Origin of the sequence: Parerythrobacter lacustris (genome assembly GCF_024626475.1) — a bacterium.
Taxonomy (GTDB): Bacteria; Pseudomonadota; Alphaproteobacteria; order Sphingomonadales; family Sphingomonadaceae; genus Parerythrobacter_A; species Parerythrobacter_A lacustris.
The window spans coordinates 379791-395616 of sequence record NZ_JANKHH010000003.1 but is presented as its reverse complement, the minus strand read 5'-3'; the positions used below and the strand labels follow the sequence as shown (position 1 = coordinate 395616).

16 protein-coding genes are annotated in these 15826 nt (G+C 65.7%); 8 read left to right on the top strand and 8 right to left on the bottom strand.

Features of this window, described 5'->3' with window-relative positions; translation table 11 throughout:
• The first annotated feature begins 5 nt into the window (after nucleotides 1-5).
• Entirely contained in the window at nucleotides 6-890 is an 885-nt protein-coding gene (locus tag NSO95_RS05290; RefSeq protein ID WP_257595118.1) for a LysR substrate-binding domain-containing protein, read from the top strand.
• 58 nt (nucleotides 891-948) lie between these two features.
• Here NSO95_RS05290 and NSO95_RS05285 read toward each other — a convergent pair whose 3' ends face one another.
• The 3 genes from NSO95_RS05285 to NSO95_RS05275 are packed head-to-tail and all read right to left on the bottom strand — an operon-like array spanning nucleotide 949 to nucleotide 2810.
• A complete protein-coding gene (locus NSO95_RS05285; RefSeq protein ID WP_257595117.1) occupies nucleotides 949-1371 on the bottom strand; it encodes a hypothetical protein in 423 nt (140 codons plus the stop codon).
• 35 nt (nucleotides 1372-1406) lie between these two features.
• Nucleotides 1407-2324 carry a Tle-like phospholipase domain-containing protein gene (locus NSO95_RS05280; RefSeq protein ID WP_257595116.1) on the bottom strand — a complete coding sequence of 306 codons (918 nt, stop codon included), beginning with the start codon at nucleotides 2322-2324 and terminating at the stop codon, nucleotides 1407-1409.
• Between the two features lie 24 nt (nucleotides 2325-2348).
• On the bottom strand, nucleotides 2349-2810 hold the full coding sequence (locus tag NSO95_RS05275; RefSeq protein WP_257595114.1) for a peptidylprolyl isomerase: 462 nt from the start codon (nucleotides 2808-2810) through the stop codon (nucleotides 2349-2351).
• A 100-nt stretch (nucleotides 2811-2910) separates the two neighbouring features.
• Here NSO95_RS05275 and mgtE point away from each other — a divergent pair, with 100 nt between their 5' ends.
• Nucleotides 2911-4356: a magnesium transporter gene (mgtE, locus tag NSO95_RS05270; protein WP_257595113.1), complete on the top strand. Its 1446-nt coding sequence runs from the start codon at nucleotides 2911-2913 to the stop codon at nucleotides 4354-4356.
• 31 nt (nucleotides 4357-4387) lie between these two features.
• Nucleotides 4388-4789, top strand: a complete 402-nt coding sequence (locus NSO95_RS05265) for a DUF1489 family protein (protein WP_257595112.1) — start codon at nucleotides 4388-4390, stop codon at nucleotides 4787-4789.
• On the opposite strand, the gene NSO95_RS05260 is transcribed toward NSO95_RS05265, so the two are convergent.
• The 4 genes from NSO95_RS05260 to NSO95_RS05245 form a co-directional block, all read right to left on the bottom strand.
• Nucleotides 4786-5457, bottom strand: a complete 672-nt coding sequence (locus tag NSO95_RS05260) for a DsbA family oxidoreductase (protein WP_257595111.1) — start codon at nucleotides 5455-5457, stop codon at nucleotides 4786-4788. The genes NSO95_RS05265 and NSO95_RS05260 overlap by 4 nt on opposite strands.
• Entirely contained in the window at nucleotides 5454-6323 is an 870-nt protein-coding gene (gene nudC, locus NSO95_RS05255; protein WP_257595110.1) for an NAD(+) diphosphatase, read from the bottom strand. The genes NSO95_RS05260 and nudC overlap by 4 nt, the downstream gene beginning before the upstream one ends.
• Nucleotides 6324-6325: 2 nt before the next feature.
• The gene (locus tag NSO95_RS05250) at nucleotides 6326-7633 is read right to left on the bottom strand and encodes a serine hydrolase domain-containing protein (protein WP_257595109.1); all 1308 of its coding nucleotides are present in this window, start codon (nucleotides 7631-7633) and stop codon (nucleotides 6326-6328) included.
• 64 nt (nucleotides 7634-7697) lie between these two features.
• The gene (locus tag NSO95_RS05245) at nucleotides 7698-8735 is read right to left on the bottom strand and encodes an A/G-specific adenine glycosylase (protein WP_257595108.1); all 1038 of its coding nucleotides are present in this window, start codon (nucleotides 8733-8735) and stop codon (nucleotides 7698-7700) included.
• Between the two features lie 29 nt (nucleotides 8736-8764).
• Between NSO95_RS05245 and NSO95_RS05240 the strand changes: the two genes are divergently transcribed.
• The 5 genes from NSO95_RS05240 (at nucleotide 8765) to NSO95_RS05220 (ending at nucleotide 15152) form a co-directional block, all read left to right on the top strand.
• Entirely contained in the window at nucleotides 8765-9298 is a 534-nt protein-coding gene (locus NSO95_RS05240; protein ID WP_257595107.1) for a DUF721 domain-containing protein, read from the top strand.
• Nucleotides 9276-9983 (top strand): DsbA family protein, encoded by a 708-nt coding sequence (locus NSO95_RS05235; protein ID WP_257595106.1) that lies wholly within the window; start codon nucleotides 9276-9278, stop codon nucleotides 9981-9983. The genes NSO95_RS05240 and NSO95_RS05235 overlap by 23 nt, the downstream gene beginning before the upstream one ends.
• Nucleotides 9984-10083: 100 nt before the next feature.
• Nucleotides 10084-10830, top strand: a complete 747-nt coding sequence (locus NSO95_RS05230; RefSeq protein WP_257595105.1) for a DsbA family protein — start codon at nucleotides 10084-10086, stop codon at nucleotides 10828-10830.
• 33 nt (nucleotides 10831-10863) lie between these two features.
• Complete coding sequence (locus NSO95_RS05225) at nucleotides 10864-14283, top strand: AAA family ATPase (RefSeq protein WP_257595104.1); 3420 nt, start codon at nucleotides 10864-10866, stop codon at nucleotides 14281-14283.
• A 143-nt stretch (nucleotides 14284-14426) separates the two neighbouring features.
• The gene (locus NSO95_RS05220) at nucleotides 14427-15152 is read left to right on the top strand and encodes a ChaN family lipoprotein (protein ID WP_257595103.1); all 726 of its coding nucleotides are present in this window, start codon (nucleotides 14427-14429) and stop codon (nucleotides 15150-15152) included.
• On the opposite strand, the gene NSO95_RS15390 is transcribed toward NSO95_RS05220, so the two are convergent.
• A complete protein-coding gene (locus NSO95_RS15390) occupies nucleotides 15135-15824 on the bottom strand; it encodes a MerR family transcriptional regulator (protein WP_436278021.1) in 690 nt (229 codons plus the stop codon). The genes NSO95_RS05220 and NSO95_RS15390 overlap by 18 nt on opposite strands.
• Nucleotides 15825-15826: the final 2 nt, after the last annotated feature.

The window sequence follows — 15826 nt, the reverse complement described above, 5'->3', positions numbered from 1 at the left end:
TTCGTATGGCTACCCGGAGGCTCCCCCCCCTGCGTGCGCTGGAGGCTTTCATGCGCACCGTACGGCTCGGCTCTGCTCGTGCTGCGGCAGAGGAATTGGGTCTCAGCCCTTCCGCCCTGTCGCGCCGGATCGCCAATCTCGAGGACTTTACCGGCAAGAAGCTGTTCACCCGCGCCAAGCAGGCGATGTCGCTGACCGACGAAGGGCAGGCCTTCCACGACGCCGTGCTGCCGCATCTCGAAGCGCTGGCACTGGCGATCGAGAATCATTCGGAAAACATGTCGCTGCTGCGGCTCCACCTGGGTGTCCTGCCGCTGTTCGGTAGCCAGCGGCTGTTTCCGCGCCTTGCCGAGCTGCGCCAGCGCCACCCGTTGCTGCACATCGATATCGATACCGGACCGCACCTCGAAGACCGGGTGGGCGACACACTGGATGCCGCGATTATCCTCTCTCGCGGACCGGCGACGGGGTTTCATGCGGTGCGGCTCGACCACAACATGGTCCACGCCATCTGCAATCCGGCGACCGCCGCAGCGGTTGGTCCAAAGCCAGACCTCGAAGCGCTGGGCAAGCAGACCTTCCTGATTCACAATGAACTGCCCGAGAGTTTCGAGGCGTGGAAGCGCGAGCTGGGGATCGAAGCGCTCGAACCTGCGGCAATCGATCATTACGATTCGGGGCAGTTGATGCTCGAGGCCGCCGCGCAGGGCCTTGGCATTGCGATCATGCACGACGATCACATGCGCCGCGCCGCCGACAAGCGGCTGGCGCGCCTGTACGATATCGAGGTCGAAAGCCCCTACAGCTACTGGTTCATCTGCAAGCCGCAGTCACTCGAAAGCCGCCCGGTGCGGCTGTTCCACGACTGGCTGGTGCGCGCAGGACTCTAAACGTTTTCGAGCCGGGTGGAATCACCCGGCGACTCGGAAAACGCGGCAAAACAATAATCTAGAGCGCTTCGAGGGCCGCGAGCCGAAGCTGGTCCTTGGGTCGGCCGAAGCTGCGCAATATCTCCGCCAGCTCTGTCCGCGCCGGGACGAACACCCGCCAGCCGTCCCGCTCAACCGCAACGCGGGTTCGTGGCCGGACCGGCTGCCATACCCCGCCTTCGCTGCGATGCAGACCGGCCATGAATTCGACCCTTAGCGGCGCATCGCTCCACGTCGCGAAGATCTTCGAAACGAATCGTTCGTCCGCGATCCCCGGCGCAGACGGAATGCCCTGAAGAGTAAAGATGTGCCGTGCATCGGCTTCCGACAGCACCACATCGACATCGGCAATGGTGCCGGGATCGGCTCCATGCAGCGCCACCGCCGCACTGCCGATCAGCCACCAGTCGTCGCGCGCATCGGCCATGATCCCCGAGAGCATGGCCAGCGTCGCATCGAGGGCGGGGAATGTATCCGTCAGTCGTCATCCTTCGGTCTTGCTGCGTGAACGCAGGCTTCGTTGGTTGCTACGAACGGACCGGGGTGAGCCTTGCCCGGTCCGCCGCATTCGACTTCGGGTTTGGTCACCGGATCATCATCCTTGCCGAGCAAATCGTAGGCTTCCGAGTCCGAATAGGCGGCGATCCACATCAGGCAATCGCTCAGCGCGCGGATGCTGTGCTTCTTCGTTGCAGTCAATGACGGGTTGCAGTTGATCACGACCTCTTCTGCTGCCGGGGTCATCTTGTACCGTCGCAGCAGGCGCAGGAACTCGCCGCGCTCCGAAATAGCCAGCCGGTTGGTGTCGTTCATCATCGGGTCGCCCGAAAAGAATGGCGAGGTGTTGAACACGAAGGCACGGACTTCCGGAAACTCGATGGAAATCTGCGTCGCCAGCGCTCCGCCCAGCGAGTGTCCGGTCACTTCGATCGGCACATCGGAATTGCCCTCGGCGTCGAGCAGCGCGCGTTCGGCGGCATAGACCAATTGCGCGCCTTGGCGCTGGCCTTCGCCCAGCGAACCGCGAAAAATATCCGCCGCCGAGCCAAATTCCGTCCCGCGAAAGGCAATTACCCGCGCCGCAAGCGCCCCGCGTTCGCCATCGACCAGCGCGTAGCGGTCGAACACCAGATAGGCGAGGCCGCTGCTATCGTTGCCGGCCGCCTCGCGCCTGACGAGAGACTTGGGCAAAGCCGCGTATTCGTCATCGTCGAGATAGGCGTTGGAGCTGAGCATGGCATAGGGCCACGCCTCGCGCGCCGCTTCGCGCACGAAACCGCACCAGCCGCCCGGCTCCAACCGGCACGGGCTACGGCTCTGGGTGATGTCAGGCAGCGGGGTGATGCAGCTCGCCAGCAGCAGCGGGAGCGCCGCGACCGCCAGCCAGTGTCTCATCGCCCCGCGCCCGTTCTCAAGGCCTCAGGAAACCGTCGCCTTGACGATCTTGCCCGGCTCGCGCGGCGGCTCGCCCTTGGGCAGCGCATCGACGTGTTCCATGCCGCTCTCGACCTGGCCCCATACGGTGTACTGGTTGTCGAGGAAGCGCGCATCGTCGAAGCAGATGAAGAACTGGCTGTTCGCGCTGTCGGGCACGCTAGTGCGGGCCATCGAGCACACGCCGCGCACATGCGGTTCGGCGTTGAACTCGGCCTTGAGGTCGGGCTTGTCGCTGCCGCCCATGCCGGTGCCATTGGGGCAGCCGCCCTGCGCCATGAAGCCGGGGATCACGCGGTGGAACTTGACCCCGTCGTAGAAGCCTTCGTTCACCAGCTCGGTGATGCGTGCAACGTGGCCCGGTGCAAGGTCCGGCCGCAGCTTGATGACGACATCGCCGCCTTCTCCGTTGCCGGTGTCGAGGGTGAGGGTCAGCGTGTCGGCCATGGGAATCTCCTGAGTGAATGTTGCCCGCCGATATAGAGGCGCAACGCGCAATGTCACCCCGCTTGCTTTTCGACCACCCTGCCGTAGGGAACGCAGCACGATGGACGACCGGTCTGACCTCGACCTGCTGCACGCCGATCCGCGCGAGGCGGAGGACGGGGCACGCCCAGACGATCGGATCGACGACGCGCGACTGGACGGGGAAAACACGCTCAAGCCCGACTATGTCCGCGCCGTGCGCGAAGCACTCGAGGCGGGCGATGATGGCGCGGTCTACGATCTCGTCGAACCGCTCCACCCGGCCGATCTCGCCGACCTGATCGAGCTGCTAGAGCGCAATGAGCGCGCCGTGCTTGCCGCCGCAATCACCGACCTGATGGGTTCGGAAGTCATCGCCGAGCTCAACGACTTCGTGCGCGAAGAGATGATGGAAGCGCTGCCCGCCGACGCGGTCGCCGCCATCGCCGAACAGCTCGACACCGACGATGCGGTCCAGCTGATCGAGGACCTCGACGAAGAGGACCGGCAGGCGATCCTCGCCGAACTCGACGACGAGGACCGCGTCGCGATCGAAAGCGCGCTTGCCTATCCGGAGGAGACCGCCGGCCGACTGATGAGCCGCGAGTTCGTCGCGGTGCCGGAACACATGACGGTCGGCGACCTGATCGATTATCTGCGCAACGAAACCGACCTGGCGAGCGACTTCTTCGAGGTCTTCGTGGTCGACCACAAGCACCACCCGGTCGGTACCTGCGCGCTGAGCTGGATCCTCACTACCCCGCGCGGCATCGCGCTGACCGATGTGATGCAGCGCGACCAGACGCTGGTCCCCGTCATGCTCGACCAGGAAGAGGTCGCGCTTATGTTCCAGAAATACGCCCTCATCAGCGCCGCCGTGGTCGACGAGAGCGGGCGGCTGGTCGGCCAGATGACGGTCGACGACGTGGTCCACATCATCTCCGAGGAAGCGCAGGAAGACGCCATGCTGCTGTCGGGCGCGGGCGAAGGGGACATCAACGAGCCGATCCGCGAGGCCTATTCGGCGCGGGTACGCTGGCTGGTCGCCAACCTCGGCACGGCCGTGGTCGCGAGCACGATCATAGCCATGTTCGGCGCGGCGATTGAGCAGCTGGTCGCGCTCGCGGTGCTAATGCCGATCGTCGCCAGCATCGGCGGCAATGCCGGCACCCAGACCATGGCGGTGACCGTCCGCGCGATCGCGATGAACCAGCTGACCGAAGCCAACACCGGCCGCATCCTGTGGCGCGAGTTCCGCGTCGCCTTCCTGATGGGGGTGACCATCGCTATCCTGATCGGTGCGGCGGTGTCTTTGCTGTTCACCCCGATGCTCGGCGGGGTGATCGCTGCCGCCATGATCATCAACATCATCATCGCCGGGCTCGCCGGTGTGCTGGTGCCGGTGATTTTCGAGCGGTTGGACATCGACCCGGCGGTCGCCAGTTCGGTGTTCGTGACGATGATCACCGATTCGATGGGGTTCTTCGCCTTCCTCGGCCTCGCGGTCGCGGTCGGGCTGGCGGGTTGAGACTGGCGAGTAAGTCGCTATCTCCGCCGCCATGGCAGACAAGCCCCGCCTTCACCTGACCAAGATCGCCTTCGGCGCGCAAAGCTATGCCGATCTGGAAAGCTGGTATGCAAACCGCCGCAGCCCCAATCTGACGACCCGCTACCGCCCGACGAAATGGGAGCAGTGCATCGGCGGGTCGCTGTTCTGGATCCACCAGCACAATATTGTCGCGCGCAGCACGATCCTCGGCTTCAGTGAGACGACCGACGGGCGCTGGTCGATCGATCTCGATCCGCGGCTGGTGCCGGTCCTGCCCCGCCCCAAGCGCGCACATCAGGGATGGCGATACCTCAAGGGCGAACCCCCGCGCGATCTGGCGGAGGGCGAAGACATCGGCGACGTGCTGCCCGGCAAGATGGCCGGAAAGCTGCAACGGCTGGGGTTGATCTAGCCGATTTTCCCCGCAACCCGCCGCAGCACATTGGCGTAGGTTTCGGGCGGCTGCGCGCCGGGCACCATGAACTTGCCCTCGATCACCATCGCGGGGACGCCCATGATGTTCGCGTCATAGGCCTGCTGCTCGTCCAGCCGCACGTGGCGGGCGAGGTCCTCGTCATCGAGCGCGGTTTCGGCGGCGGCGCGGTCGAAGCCGATTTCCTCGACAATTGCGAGCAGTTCGGCCCTTTCGCCGATCGGGCGGCGGTCGTTGAAATGCGCCGCGAACAGCGCGAGCTTGAGCTCGGTCTGCTGCGCCGGGCCGTAGACCGCGAGCGCCCAGGCGAGCAGCTTGTGCGCCTCGAAGGTGTTCCACATCATCGCCGGCGGTGCGGGTTCGGCCCCCTCGTAGTCGAGCGACACGCCCGCCGCCTCGGCGGCTTCGCGCATCCGGCCTTGGACGTTTTTCGATTCCTCGAGCGTCCTGCCATACTTGCGCGCAATATGCTCCGTGCGGTCCTCGCCTTCTTGCGCCATGTCCGGATTGAGTTCGAAGGCGTGCCAGCGCACCTCGGCCTCGATCTCGCCCTCGACCAGCTTGAGCCCCTGCTGCAGATTGCCCCAGCCGACGAGGCACCAGTGGCACATCACGTCGGACCAGATATCGATCGCGAGTTTGGTCATTTGTCGATCCACCATTGCATCAGGCTGTGTGCGATCGCGTGCGGCGGGGGGGCGATGAACGGGCCCTCGCCCGCCAGCGCCGCCGCAACATCCGCGCGCGTGTACCATTCGATCTCGGCCATCTCGGTCGCGTCGATGGTCAGCGCGTCGTCGTCGGCGTGGCTGTGGCAGCCGAGCATCAGCTGGCTCGGGAACGGCCACGGCTGGCTCGCGACGTAGGTCACGTCGCGCACCCGTACTCCAGATTCTTCGAACACCTCGCGCGCGACCGCTTCCTCGATGCTTTCGCCCGGCTCGACGAAGCCTGCGAGCGCGGAAAAGCGGCCCTCCGGCCAGCCGAGCCCGCGCCCGAGCATCAGGCGGCCCTCATATTCGACCAGCATGATGGTGACCGGGTCGGTGCGCGGGAAATGCTGCGCGCCGCACGATCCGCAATTGCGCTGCCAGCCGCCCTTGGCGATGGCGGTCGGCCCGCCACAGGCCGCGCAGAAGCGGTGCCGCGCGTGCCAGTCGACCAGGCTGCGCGCGCCGCCGTAGAGCGCGAGATCGTCCGGCCGCAGCGCCTGCATCAGGCCCCACAGCTGCGGGTTGGCCATGCGCGGGCTGGCATCGCCCAGCGGCGGGACGGCGGCGAAGCAGGCCTTTCCGTCATCGAGGCCGAGGAAAACCAGCTCGGCATCCTCCGGCGCGTCGGCCAGCGTGCCCCAGACGAGACCGTTCGCATCGTCGAGCCCCGGCATCAGCCCATCGAGCGCGAGCAGCTTCGCCCGCCAATTCATCAGCCCCGCCAGCCCATCCGGATCGGCGCGGATATGGTCTGCCCGGTCGAGCCGCGACCCGGTGAAGGCGAGCGGTGCGGCCGCCATGCTCAGTAGGCTTCGCTGCGGAGCGCAAGGTCCTTGAGCACAATCTCCGGAAACTCGCGCTGGATGGGATAGGCCTCGGACGGCGAGTATTGCGTCATGTTCACCGCGCGCAGCCCGCTCGCCATGTCGACGAAGGCGGTGGTGCCCGCCGCACCGCCCCAGCCATAGGCCGCGCCGGTCACGCGTCCGCCCGCACCGAAGCCTTGCCCTGCCACCCAGGTCCCCGTCAAATCGACATTCTCGGGCAGCAGGTTCGACGTGCCTTGCAGCACCGTCGCCTCCGCCATCACCCGGGTGCCGTCGATCATCCCCTTGCCCACCAGCATGCGCTGGAAGCGGTCGTAATCGCGGGTGCTGGAGACGAGACCTGCCCCACCGAAGGGGAAACCCGGCTTGTCGAGATAGATCGAATTCATGCCCGGATCGATCGGCAGGACCATGCCGCCCGCCACCCCGTAGTTGGTTGTCAACCGTGCCTTTTCGCTTTCCGGCACCTGGAACCAGGTGCTGCGCATCCCGCAAGGTTCGAAAATGCGTGCCTTGAGAAATGCATCGAACGGCATGCCAGAGGCGACCTCGATCACCCGGCCGAGGACATCGAGCCCGACCGAGTAACTCCACTTTGTGCCCGGCTGATAGACCAGCGGCAGCTCGGCGATGCCGTCAGCGAATTTCTCGAGGCTGTCGGTCGGCTTCGCGCGGCTCAGACCAGGGATCGGGAAGCGGCTGACCTGGCCAGGGATCAGGCCCTTTTCCTCGAAGGCTTTGACGATCGGGCCTTTCTGGATGATCCCGTAGCCCAAGCCGGCAGTATGGGTCATCAGCATGCGGACGGTGACCGCCGTCTTCGCCGGCTCGAGGTTTTCATCCCCGATGCTGCCGTCATATTCCTTCTGCACCATCATGCTGGCGAAGCCGGGGATGAAGTCCGCTACCGGCTGGTCGAGCGCGATGGTGCCGTCCTCCACCAGCATCATCGCTGCCATGCCGGTGACCGGCTTGGTCATCGAATAGATCCGGTAGAGGCTGTCCATATCGGCATCGACCATGCTGTCGAACGCCAGCTTGCCGCGCGCGATGACCTCAGCTTCGCCTTGGCCCCAGCCCAATGCGGCGATCATGTTGGCGACCTTGCCGCTCGATACATAGTCTTCGACTGTCGCGAGAACATTGGGCCATTGGCTCGTCCGGGCGAAGGCCATCCGGCCGAAAGGATGCGCGGTGAGGGCAAGGCCCGCCCCGACCATGGCCGAGCCGCGCAGCAGCGACCGACGCGAAATCTGCGAATTCTCGAACGAACGGAATGCCATCGACAGGTCCTCTTTTGAAATCGTTTGACGCGGTTTGGGCGAAGCTGGCTGAACGGTCAATTGCCTATCCGGTCGCTAGGGCAAGCCGGGCGGCTTTTGCATAAAGGGTTGGCAGGCCTGCAGTGTCGAGCGCGTCGAGCGGCCACCACTCGCCGGCCATGGGCGGTGCGGATTCCCCGTCGACCAGCGCATGAACACGCAATGTGAGCCGGGCATGGGTGAAAACGTGACTCACCGCGCCGCAGAGCCGCCAGTCGCCCGCCAGCGGCGGTTCGCCCACCCCATCGCGCTGCGCAGTCCAGCCATCGTCGGGCAAGGCGCGCATTCCGCCGAGCATGCCGGTCGCCGGGCGCCGGACCAGCCAGACCGAGCCGTCTTTCACGATCCACCACGCATTGCCCACCCGTTCCGGCTTCGCCTTCTTAGCCGGTTTCACCGGATAGCGTTCGGGTTCGCCTTCAGCGCGCGCCGCACAGGCACCGGACAGTGGGCACAGCAGGCATTTCGGCACGCGCGAAGTGCAGATGCCCGATCCAAGGTCCATCATCGCTTGCGCGAAATCCCCTGCCCGCGAATCGGGAGTGAGCTCGTCGGCGCGCGCCCGGATCGTCTTGCGCGCGCCCGGCAGCGGCTCGCCGATGGCGAACAGCCGCGCGACCACCCGCTCGACATTGGCGTCGACCACCACCGCGCGCCGGCCGAAAGCAATCGCGGCGACGGCGGCAGCGGTGTAATCGCCCAGCCCCGGGAGTTTGCGCAGCTCTGCTTCGCCGGTGGGGAAGCCGCCGAGGTCGGCCACCGCGCGCGCCGCCTTCACCAGATTGCGCGCGCGCGAATAATATCCCAGCCCGGCCCACGCGGCCATAACCTGCTCGTCCGGCGCGGCGGCGAGCACCTCGACCGTCGGCCAGTTCGCGAGGAACTTGGCGAAATAGGGCTTCACCGCCGCCACGGTGGTCTGTTGCAGCATCACTTCGGACAGCCACACATGGTAGGGGTCGGGCGCAGGATCACCCGGCCTCGCCCGCCACGGCAGGTCGCGCGCGTGGCGGTCGTACCAGGCGAGCAGCAGGGCGGAAATGTCGGCAGTGCTGGCGGTCACGCCGCGGCTATGGCATGGGCGCAGGCGCAATGGAACGCAGCAGCGACAAACCCAGGGGCAAAGGCTCGAAGGTCAAACCCTACGAACGCCCGCGCGGAGGCCCGGCCAAGCCGATTGCCGAGCTGATGCCCCAGATCGGGCGCACCGCGTTCCGCCGTTTCGGCTTCGTGCAGTCGAGCGTCGTGACCCGTTGGCCCGAGATCGTCGGCCCGGCCCATGCCCGCGTCTGCGCACCCGAATCGATCCGTTTCCCGCCGGGGGAGAAATCCGAAGGAATCCTCCAGCTGGTCGTGACCCCGGCGCATGCACCGCTGATCCAGCATGTCATCCCGGAGATCATCGAGCGGGTGAACCGTTTTTTCGGCTATTCGGCGGTTTCGCGGGTGAAATTGCGGCAAGGTGCGGTTAAGCCGCCTCCTGCTGAAAAGCCCAAGGCTCCGCCTTCGCTCAAGCCGATCCCGATGGAATTGGGGGACAGTTTGCGCGATATCGGCGATCCGGAACTGCGAACGGTGCTGGAATCGCTGGCGAGGAGTCTGGGTGGGCAAGACGGGAAAGGTTGACGGGTCGATGAGCTGGAAGCGTCCGTTGCGGATGATCGCGCTGGCTGCGGTTGCGGTGCTGGGCATCGCGGCGGATACGCCGTGGCATGCCACCGTGGCCGTTTCCGAGCGCGCGCACACCATCGGCAATCCCGCCGCCGAAGTGACGCTTACCGAATTCGTCAGCTACAGCTGCCCGCACTGCGCGACCTTCGCCATGCAGGGCGATCCGGCGCTGCAAATCGCCTACATCGGCACCGGCAAGGTCAAGGTCGAGGTCCGCCCGGTGATCCGCAATTCGATCGACACTGTTGCGACCTTGCTCGCGCAATGCGGCGATAGCGACCGGTTCATCCGCAACCATGCGATGTTCATGCGCACCCAGCGCGGCTGGCTCCCGGTTGCCCAACGCGCCACACAGGCGCGGGTCGCGCGCTGGACAGCGGCAGACAAGCCCGCCGCGCGCCGCGCGATCGCCAACGATCTCGGATTTTATGCACTGATGGAATCGCGCGGCTATTCGCGTGTCGATATCGACCAGTGCCTGGCCGACGACGCTAAGGCCGACCGGCTCGAAGCAAATTCCGAGGCCGATTTCGAGCAGTTCGGGGTCACCAGCACCCCCAGCTTCGCGATCGACGGCAAGCTGCTCGACCACGTTCACGAATGGAAATCGCTGGAGACCAAGCTGAACGAGCGTTTCTGACGGGACAAGTGCGGGGACAAGCTGTGGAAAGCCCCCGTCTTCGCTTCACCCCTCCACCATCATCCGATAGCCTCACAACCCTGCTTTCAAGGACGACGCCATGACCAAGTTCCGCACCCTCGCCCTCGCCGCTCTCGTCGCGCCGCTCGCATTGGGCCTTGCTGCCTGCAACTCCGCCGAAGAGGAAGGCGCAACCGAAGGCGAACCCATCGCGCCGATCGCCGCGCCTGCCGGAACGCAATGGTCCGACGTGACGAATGTTTCCGAATATGACGGCTATGTGCTGGGCAACCCCGATGCACCGATCAAGCTGGTTGAATATGCCTCGCTCACCTGCCCGGCATGCGCAGCCTTCGCCACCACCGGCGCGGAAGAACTGCGCACCGAATTCGTCAATTCGGGCCGGGTCAGCTTCGAGATCCGCAACCAGATCCACGGCCCGCACGACCTTGCGCTGGCGACGCTGGTCCGGTGCGGCGAGAAGGAAGCATTCCACCCTCTGGCGGACCAGGTGTGGGCGAACCTCCAGCAGCTTTTGACCCCGATCATCGAGAATTCGGCTCAGGTCGAACAGGCGATCAACCTGCCCCCCGAGCAGCGGCTGGTGCAGATCGCCGAGATCGGCGGCTTCTACGAGTTCTTCGCCGCGCGCGGGCTGAGCGCCGACCAGGCGCGCCAGTGCCTCGCCAAGGAAGATGTCTATACCGCGATTGCCGAGCGTTCGCAAAAGCAGTCGGCGGAATTCGACGTCACCGGCACGCCGACCTTCTTCATCAACGGCAACAAGGTCGATGCCAACAACTGGAATGCGATCAAGCCCCTGCTCGAAAAGGCCGGCGCGCGCTAGGCGCCGCAGCCTGAGGGGGAAACGGGTTCGGCGATGCAAATCAAGAAGCTCAGGCTGAGCGGATTCAAGAGCTTCGTCGAACCTGCCGAACTGCATATCGAACCGGGGCTGACCGGGGTCGTCGGCCCTAACGGCTGCGGCAAGTCCAACTTGCTCGAGGCGATCCGCTGGGTGATGGGCGAAAACTCGCCCAAATCCATGCGCTCGGGCGGGATGGAGGATGTGATCTTCGCCGGGACGGCGACCCGCCCGGCGCGCGATTTCGCCGAAGTCGTGCTCCATGCCGAGGACGATCGCGGCGAGCAGCTCGACGTGACCCGCCGGATCGAGCGCGGTGCGGGCAGCGCCTACCGCCTCAACGGGCGCGACGTGAGGGCAAAGGATGTCGCGCTGACATTTGCCGATGCGGCAACCGGAGCGCATAGCCCGGCGCTGGTCAGCCAAGGCAAGATCGCCCAGGTCATCGCCGCCAAGCCGACCGAACGCCGCCAGATGCTGGAGGAAGCGGCGGGCATCGCGGGCCTGCATGTCCGCCGCCGCGATGCCGAGCAAAAGCTGCGCGCGACCGAAACCAACCTCGCGCGGCTCGAAGACCTGATGGCGGGGCTCGACAGCCAGATCGCCTCGCTGCGGCGGCAGGCCAAGCAGGCCGAGCGTTACACAAGATTGACTGAACAGATCACCGCCACCGAGGGCCGTCTGCTGTTCGCGCGCTGGCGCGATGCGGCGGCGGCGGCGGAAGCGGCACGGGCCGAGGCGAAGCGGGCAGACGAGCGGGTCGAGCATGCCAAGGTGGCGACCGACGAGGCGATGAAGGCGCAGCGCGAGGCGGCAGAAGTGCTCGCCGCAGCGCGCGAGGAACAGCAAGACCGCCGTGATGATGCCAGCGCGCATGGCCACCGCATGGCCGCACTTACCGGCCAGCTTGAAGCCGCCGAACAGCGCCTCGCCGATCTCGACCGCCAGAAGCAGCGGCTGGAGGAGGACCGCGGCGATGCCGACCGGCTGACCAAAGACGCGGCCGAAGCGCTGGCAAAGCTCGAACGCGATCTCGCCGCGAGCGAGAAGGCACTCACCGAAGACGAGCAGCAACGGCCCGCCTTTGCCGCTGCGGTCGAAAAATCAGAGCGTGAAGGCCGCGCCGCCGAACTCGCGCTCGCCCGCGCGACTGCGGACCACGCCGGGGTCGAAGCCGAATGGCGTGTCGCCGAAGCCGAGATCGACCAGGCGCGGTCCCGGCTCGACCGGCTCGATGCCGAGGCAGAGCGACAGGCGCGGCAGCGTGCGGAATTGGCCGAGGCAGGCGATCCCGAGGCACGGCTCGGCGAGGCTCAGGCCGCGTCATTGTCCGCGGCCGAAGCGCTCAAGGTGGCGCGCGCCGAACTCGAGACGCAGCAGACACGCAAAGCAGAACTGCAGGCCGCGCGTGACGAAGCCAGCAGTGCTCTCGCCGCCGCGCGGGCCGAACTGGCCGGGGTCGAGCGGGAGCACACCGCGCTGCTGCGCGATCGCGACTCGCGCGATAAGGCGCGCGCACAGCGGCAAGGGCGACCTATCGCACTCGACGAGGTACGCGCGGAACCGGGGTACGAACGCGCGCTCGCCGCCGTGCTGGGCCGCGATGCCAAGGCCCCACTCGGCGATGCACAGGGCGACGGGCGGTTCTGGACCGGCGGCACCGCCCCCGCCAAGGTCGCCGGCAGCCTCGCCGATCATGTTACGCAATGCCCACCGCAGCTCTCCGCGCGGCTGGCGCTGGTCCATGTTGCCGAGGAGGACGACGGGCGTGCGCTCAAGCCCGGCGAATGGCTCGTCACCCGTGCCGGGCACCTGCGCCGGTGGGACGGTTTCGTCGCGCGCGGAGAAGGCGCGGCGGAAGCGGCCCGGCTGGAAGCGGACAACCGGCTGGCACAACTCGAAAAGCAACTGCCGGCACTGCGGTCCGCCGCCGAAGCCGCTCAGGTACGGCAGGATGCAGTGCAGTCGGAGCTTGCAGACTTGCAGCGCACTCTCGTGGCACTTGAGCGCACAGTGGCAGAGGCGGCCGAGACAGAGCGCCGGACCCTGCGCGAACTCGATCAGGCCGAAGCGGCGAAGGAGCGCCTCGCGGCGCGGCTGGCTGAACTGGATCGTGCAGCTGGTGAGCATGCCGAGCAGCGCCGGCAAGCAGCCGGGGATCTCGCTGCCGCTGAGGCACGCAAATCTGCCTTGCCCGATCCCGCCGCCGGCCGGGCTTCGCTCGAAGCGGCGCAGGCAAAGAACGAAGCTGCAAAGTCCGGCTTGCAGGCGGCCACGGCCAACCTCGCCGCGCATGACCAGGGGCTGGCGGTAACCCGCGAACGCACCGCAGCGCAGCGCAGTGAAATGGCCAGTTGGCAGACGCGTTCGAGCGAAGCAGCGCGCCGTCTTGGAGACATGGCGCGCCGGTTCGAGGAGATCGAGCAGGAGCGCGCGATTTTCGCCGCCAAGCCCGAAGCCCTGATGCGCGAGATCGAACAGGGTGACGCGGTGCGCGAGCGGCTGACGCGAGAACTCGCGGAGGCCGAGGCGGTCGTGGCCGAGGCGCAGAAAGCCGCCGAAGCCGCCGACCGCGCCTTCGCTGAAGCCAATGAAGCGCTTGCCACCGCGCGCGAAAGCCGCGCCGGTCTGTCCGCCCGCGCCGAAAACGAAGAGGCGCGGCGAAGCGAGATGGCGCGTATCTCGGGCGAACGCTTCCACTGCCCGCCGCCGCTGTTGGCGCAGAAATTCGGCTTCGACCCAGAAGAGGTAAAGAACTCCGGCCTCGAAGGCGAGGAGCACGAACGTCTGCTCGCCAGCCGCGAGCGGATTGGTCCGGTCAACCTCGTTGCCGCCGACGAGCTGGCGAAGATCGAGGCCACCCACGGCGCGAGCGCAGCGGAGCAGGCCGAGCTGGCCGAAGCGGTGAACCGCCTGCGCGGGTCGATTGGCAGCCTCAACCGCGAAGGGCGTGAGCGGTTGAAGGCGGCGTTCGAACAGGTCAACACCCACTTCCAGCGCCTGTTCACCCGCCTGTTCGAAGGCGGGCAGGCGCATCTCGCGCTGATCGATAGCGACGATGTGCTGGAGGCGGGGCTGGAAATCTTCGCCCAGCCGCCCGGCAAGCGGCTGCAGTCGCTGACCCTGCTTTCCGGCGGCGAACAGGCGTTGACCGCAACCGCGCTGATCTTCGCCCTGTTTCTCACCAACCCCGCCCCGATCTGCGTGCTCGACGAAGTCGATGCGCCACTGGACGACGCCAATATCGACCGCTTTTGCGACCTGCTCGACTCGATGGTGAAAGAAACCAAGACCCGCTACCTTATCGTCACCCACAACGCGGTGACGATGAGCCGCATGCACCGCCTGTTCGGCGTGACGATGATCGAAAAAGGCATCAGCCGCCTGGTCAGCGTCGATCTGGGGGCGGCGGAGGAATTGCTTGCGGCGGAGTAGTTTGCCTTTCCTTATTGCATTGATATCGTACCGTATGATGTTGCCTTCACAAGGTCGCTAAAATGCTGTTGCATATCATGGGGTTGGCGCTCGCCACTTCACAACCGGTAGTCGAGTGCAATCCGATCACAGGCTGAGAAGAGATGCTGGCGGAAAGGACGCCGGCATTCGTCGTACTTGGCGAAATGCACGGGAATGCGGAAAGCCCGAAGATTTTCGCAGACGCCGTGTGCCTGACGGCGCAAGCGGCCCCCGTTGTGGTTGCGCTCGAACAGGGTGAGGACAATCAACCGTCGATCGATCAGTTTCTTGCATCCGAAGGCAACGAACAAGATCTCGCAGAATTCCGCTCGGCCCCGCTGTGGAACCAGACGTTCAAGGACGGGAGATCCAGCAAGGCTATGTTCGCCATGTTCGAAACCCTGCGACAGTTACATCAGGTCGGCAGGGTGTCAAAGGTCGTCGCATATATGCCGCTTCTGGCCGAGCCTCCTGCGAGCACCGAAACATGGGAGGCAATCAACGCGGTGAGCATCATCCGCGGATCTCATGCGGGTTCGACGACGTTGGTCCTTACCGGAAACGTTCACGCCAGCCTTTCGCGAGTGCCGTGGGGCGATAAGTATCTGCCGATGGCCGGTCATCTGCCGCAGCCGCTGACCGTTGCACTCGATATTACCGGAAACGGTGGCGAAACATGGGCCTGTACGGGCGAACCGGTTGCATGTGGCCCGATCAGGAACGGAAGTGAAAGCGACGTTTTCGAGCGTGGCGTCACATTGTCCGCGGAAGAAGACGGTCGTTTCTCGGGCGTCGTTTACTTAGGCAGTCCCACCACCCCGTCGCCGCCGCTAAATCAGCTCGATTGACCGGGCTCCCATCGCTTCGCTCAAGCTGCGATGAATCATCTTGAGGCGCTCGACGACGGTGTCCCTGTCGATTGTCTTCGCCGACGCCGACGCCACCGCGTCTTCTCCCGACCCGGCAGGTTCGCCCGCCAATTGCGGCTCTGGTGGCTCGTCCAACTCCTCGGCGACATCGCCTGTAGGCGTCGCCGTCTCTCCGAAAAAGCTGGCCAGTCCGCCATCGTCTGCGACAGGCGCGTCACCGGTGATCGGCGGTCCAGAAAGAGCCGGCGTGTCGGCAGGTTGCGTTTCGGGTTGCGAAGAGGCCCCGTCGCGCGGCAATCCCATTGAATCGCCCGACCCCTGACCCGACGGGGAGTCCGATCCAGCGGCGGCATTTGCGCCCGGAACTTCGCTCGCTTCAGAGTCCGATCCGGCATCTCCCTCTTCGATCGCCTGTTTCGCGCCCTTTATCGTGTAGCCCTTCTCATTCACGAGGTAATTGATCCGTTCGACAAGCTGGACATCTTCGGGCCGGTAATACCGCCGCCCGCCGCTGCGCTTGAGCGGATCGAGCATCGGAAACTGTTGCTCCCAGTAACGCAGCACATGGGCTTTGATATCGAGCGCCTTGCTGACTTCGCCGATGGTGCGCAGCGCGCCGTCGTCTTTCCCGTCGTCGAAATCGGCGCTCATAA

Coding starts and splice junctions, on each gene's coding strand:
- NSO95_RS05290 (WP_257595118.1), top strand. CDS start 6: ATGGCTACCCGGAGGCTCCCCCCCCTGCGTGCGCTGGAGGCTTTCATG.
- NSO95_RS05285 (WP_257595117.1), bottom strand. CDS start 1,371: ATGCTCTCGGGGATCATGGCCGATGCGCGCGACGACTGGTGGCTGATC.
- NSO95_RS05280 (WP_257595116.1), bottom strand. CDS start 2,324: ATGAGACACTGGCTGGCGGTCGCGGCGCTCCCGCTGCTGCTGGCGAGC.
- NSO95_RS05275 (WP_257595114.1), bottom strand. CDS start 2,810: ATGGCCGACACGCTGACCCTCACCCTCGACACCGGCAACGGAGAAGGC.
- mgtE (WP_257595113.1), top strand. CDS start 2,911: ATGGACGACCGGTCTGACCTCGACCTGCTGCACGCCGATCCGCGCGAG.
- NSO95_RS05265 (WP_257595112.1), top strand. CDS start 4,388: ATGGCAGACAAGCCCCGCCTTCACCTGACCAAGATCGCCTTCGGCGCG.
- NSO95_RS05260 (WP_257595111.1), bottom strand. CDS start 5,457: ATGACCAAACTCGCGATCGATATCTGGTCCGACGTGATGTGCCACTGG.
- nudC (WP_257595110.1), bottom strand. CDS start 6,323: ATGGCGGCCGCACCGCTCGCCTTCACCGGGTCGCGGCTCGACCGGGCA.
- NSO95_RS05250 (WP_257595109.1), bottom strand. CDS start 7,633: ATGGCATTCCGTTCGTTCGAGAATTCGCAGATTTCGCGTCGGTCGCTG.
- NSO95_RS05240 (WP_257595107.1), top strand. CDS start 8,765: ATGGAACGCAGCAGCGACAAACCCAGGGGCAAAGGCTCGAAGGTCAAA.
- NSO95_RS05230 (WP_257595105.1), top strand. CDS start 10,084: ATGACCAAGTTCCGCACCCTCGCCCTCGCCGCTCTCGTCGCGCCGCTC.
- NSO95_RS05225 (WP_257595104.1), top strand. CDS start 10,864: ATGCAAATCAAGAAGCTCAGGCTGAGCGGATTCAAGAGCTTCGTCGAA.
- NSO95_RS05220 (WP_257595103.1), top strand. CDS start 14,427: ATGCTGGCGGAAAGGACGCCGGCATTCGTCGTACTTGGCGAAATGCAC.
- NSO95_RS15390 (WP_436278021.1), bottom strand. CDS start 15,824: ATGAGCGCCGATTTCGACGACGGGAAAGACGACGGCGCGCTGCGCACC.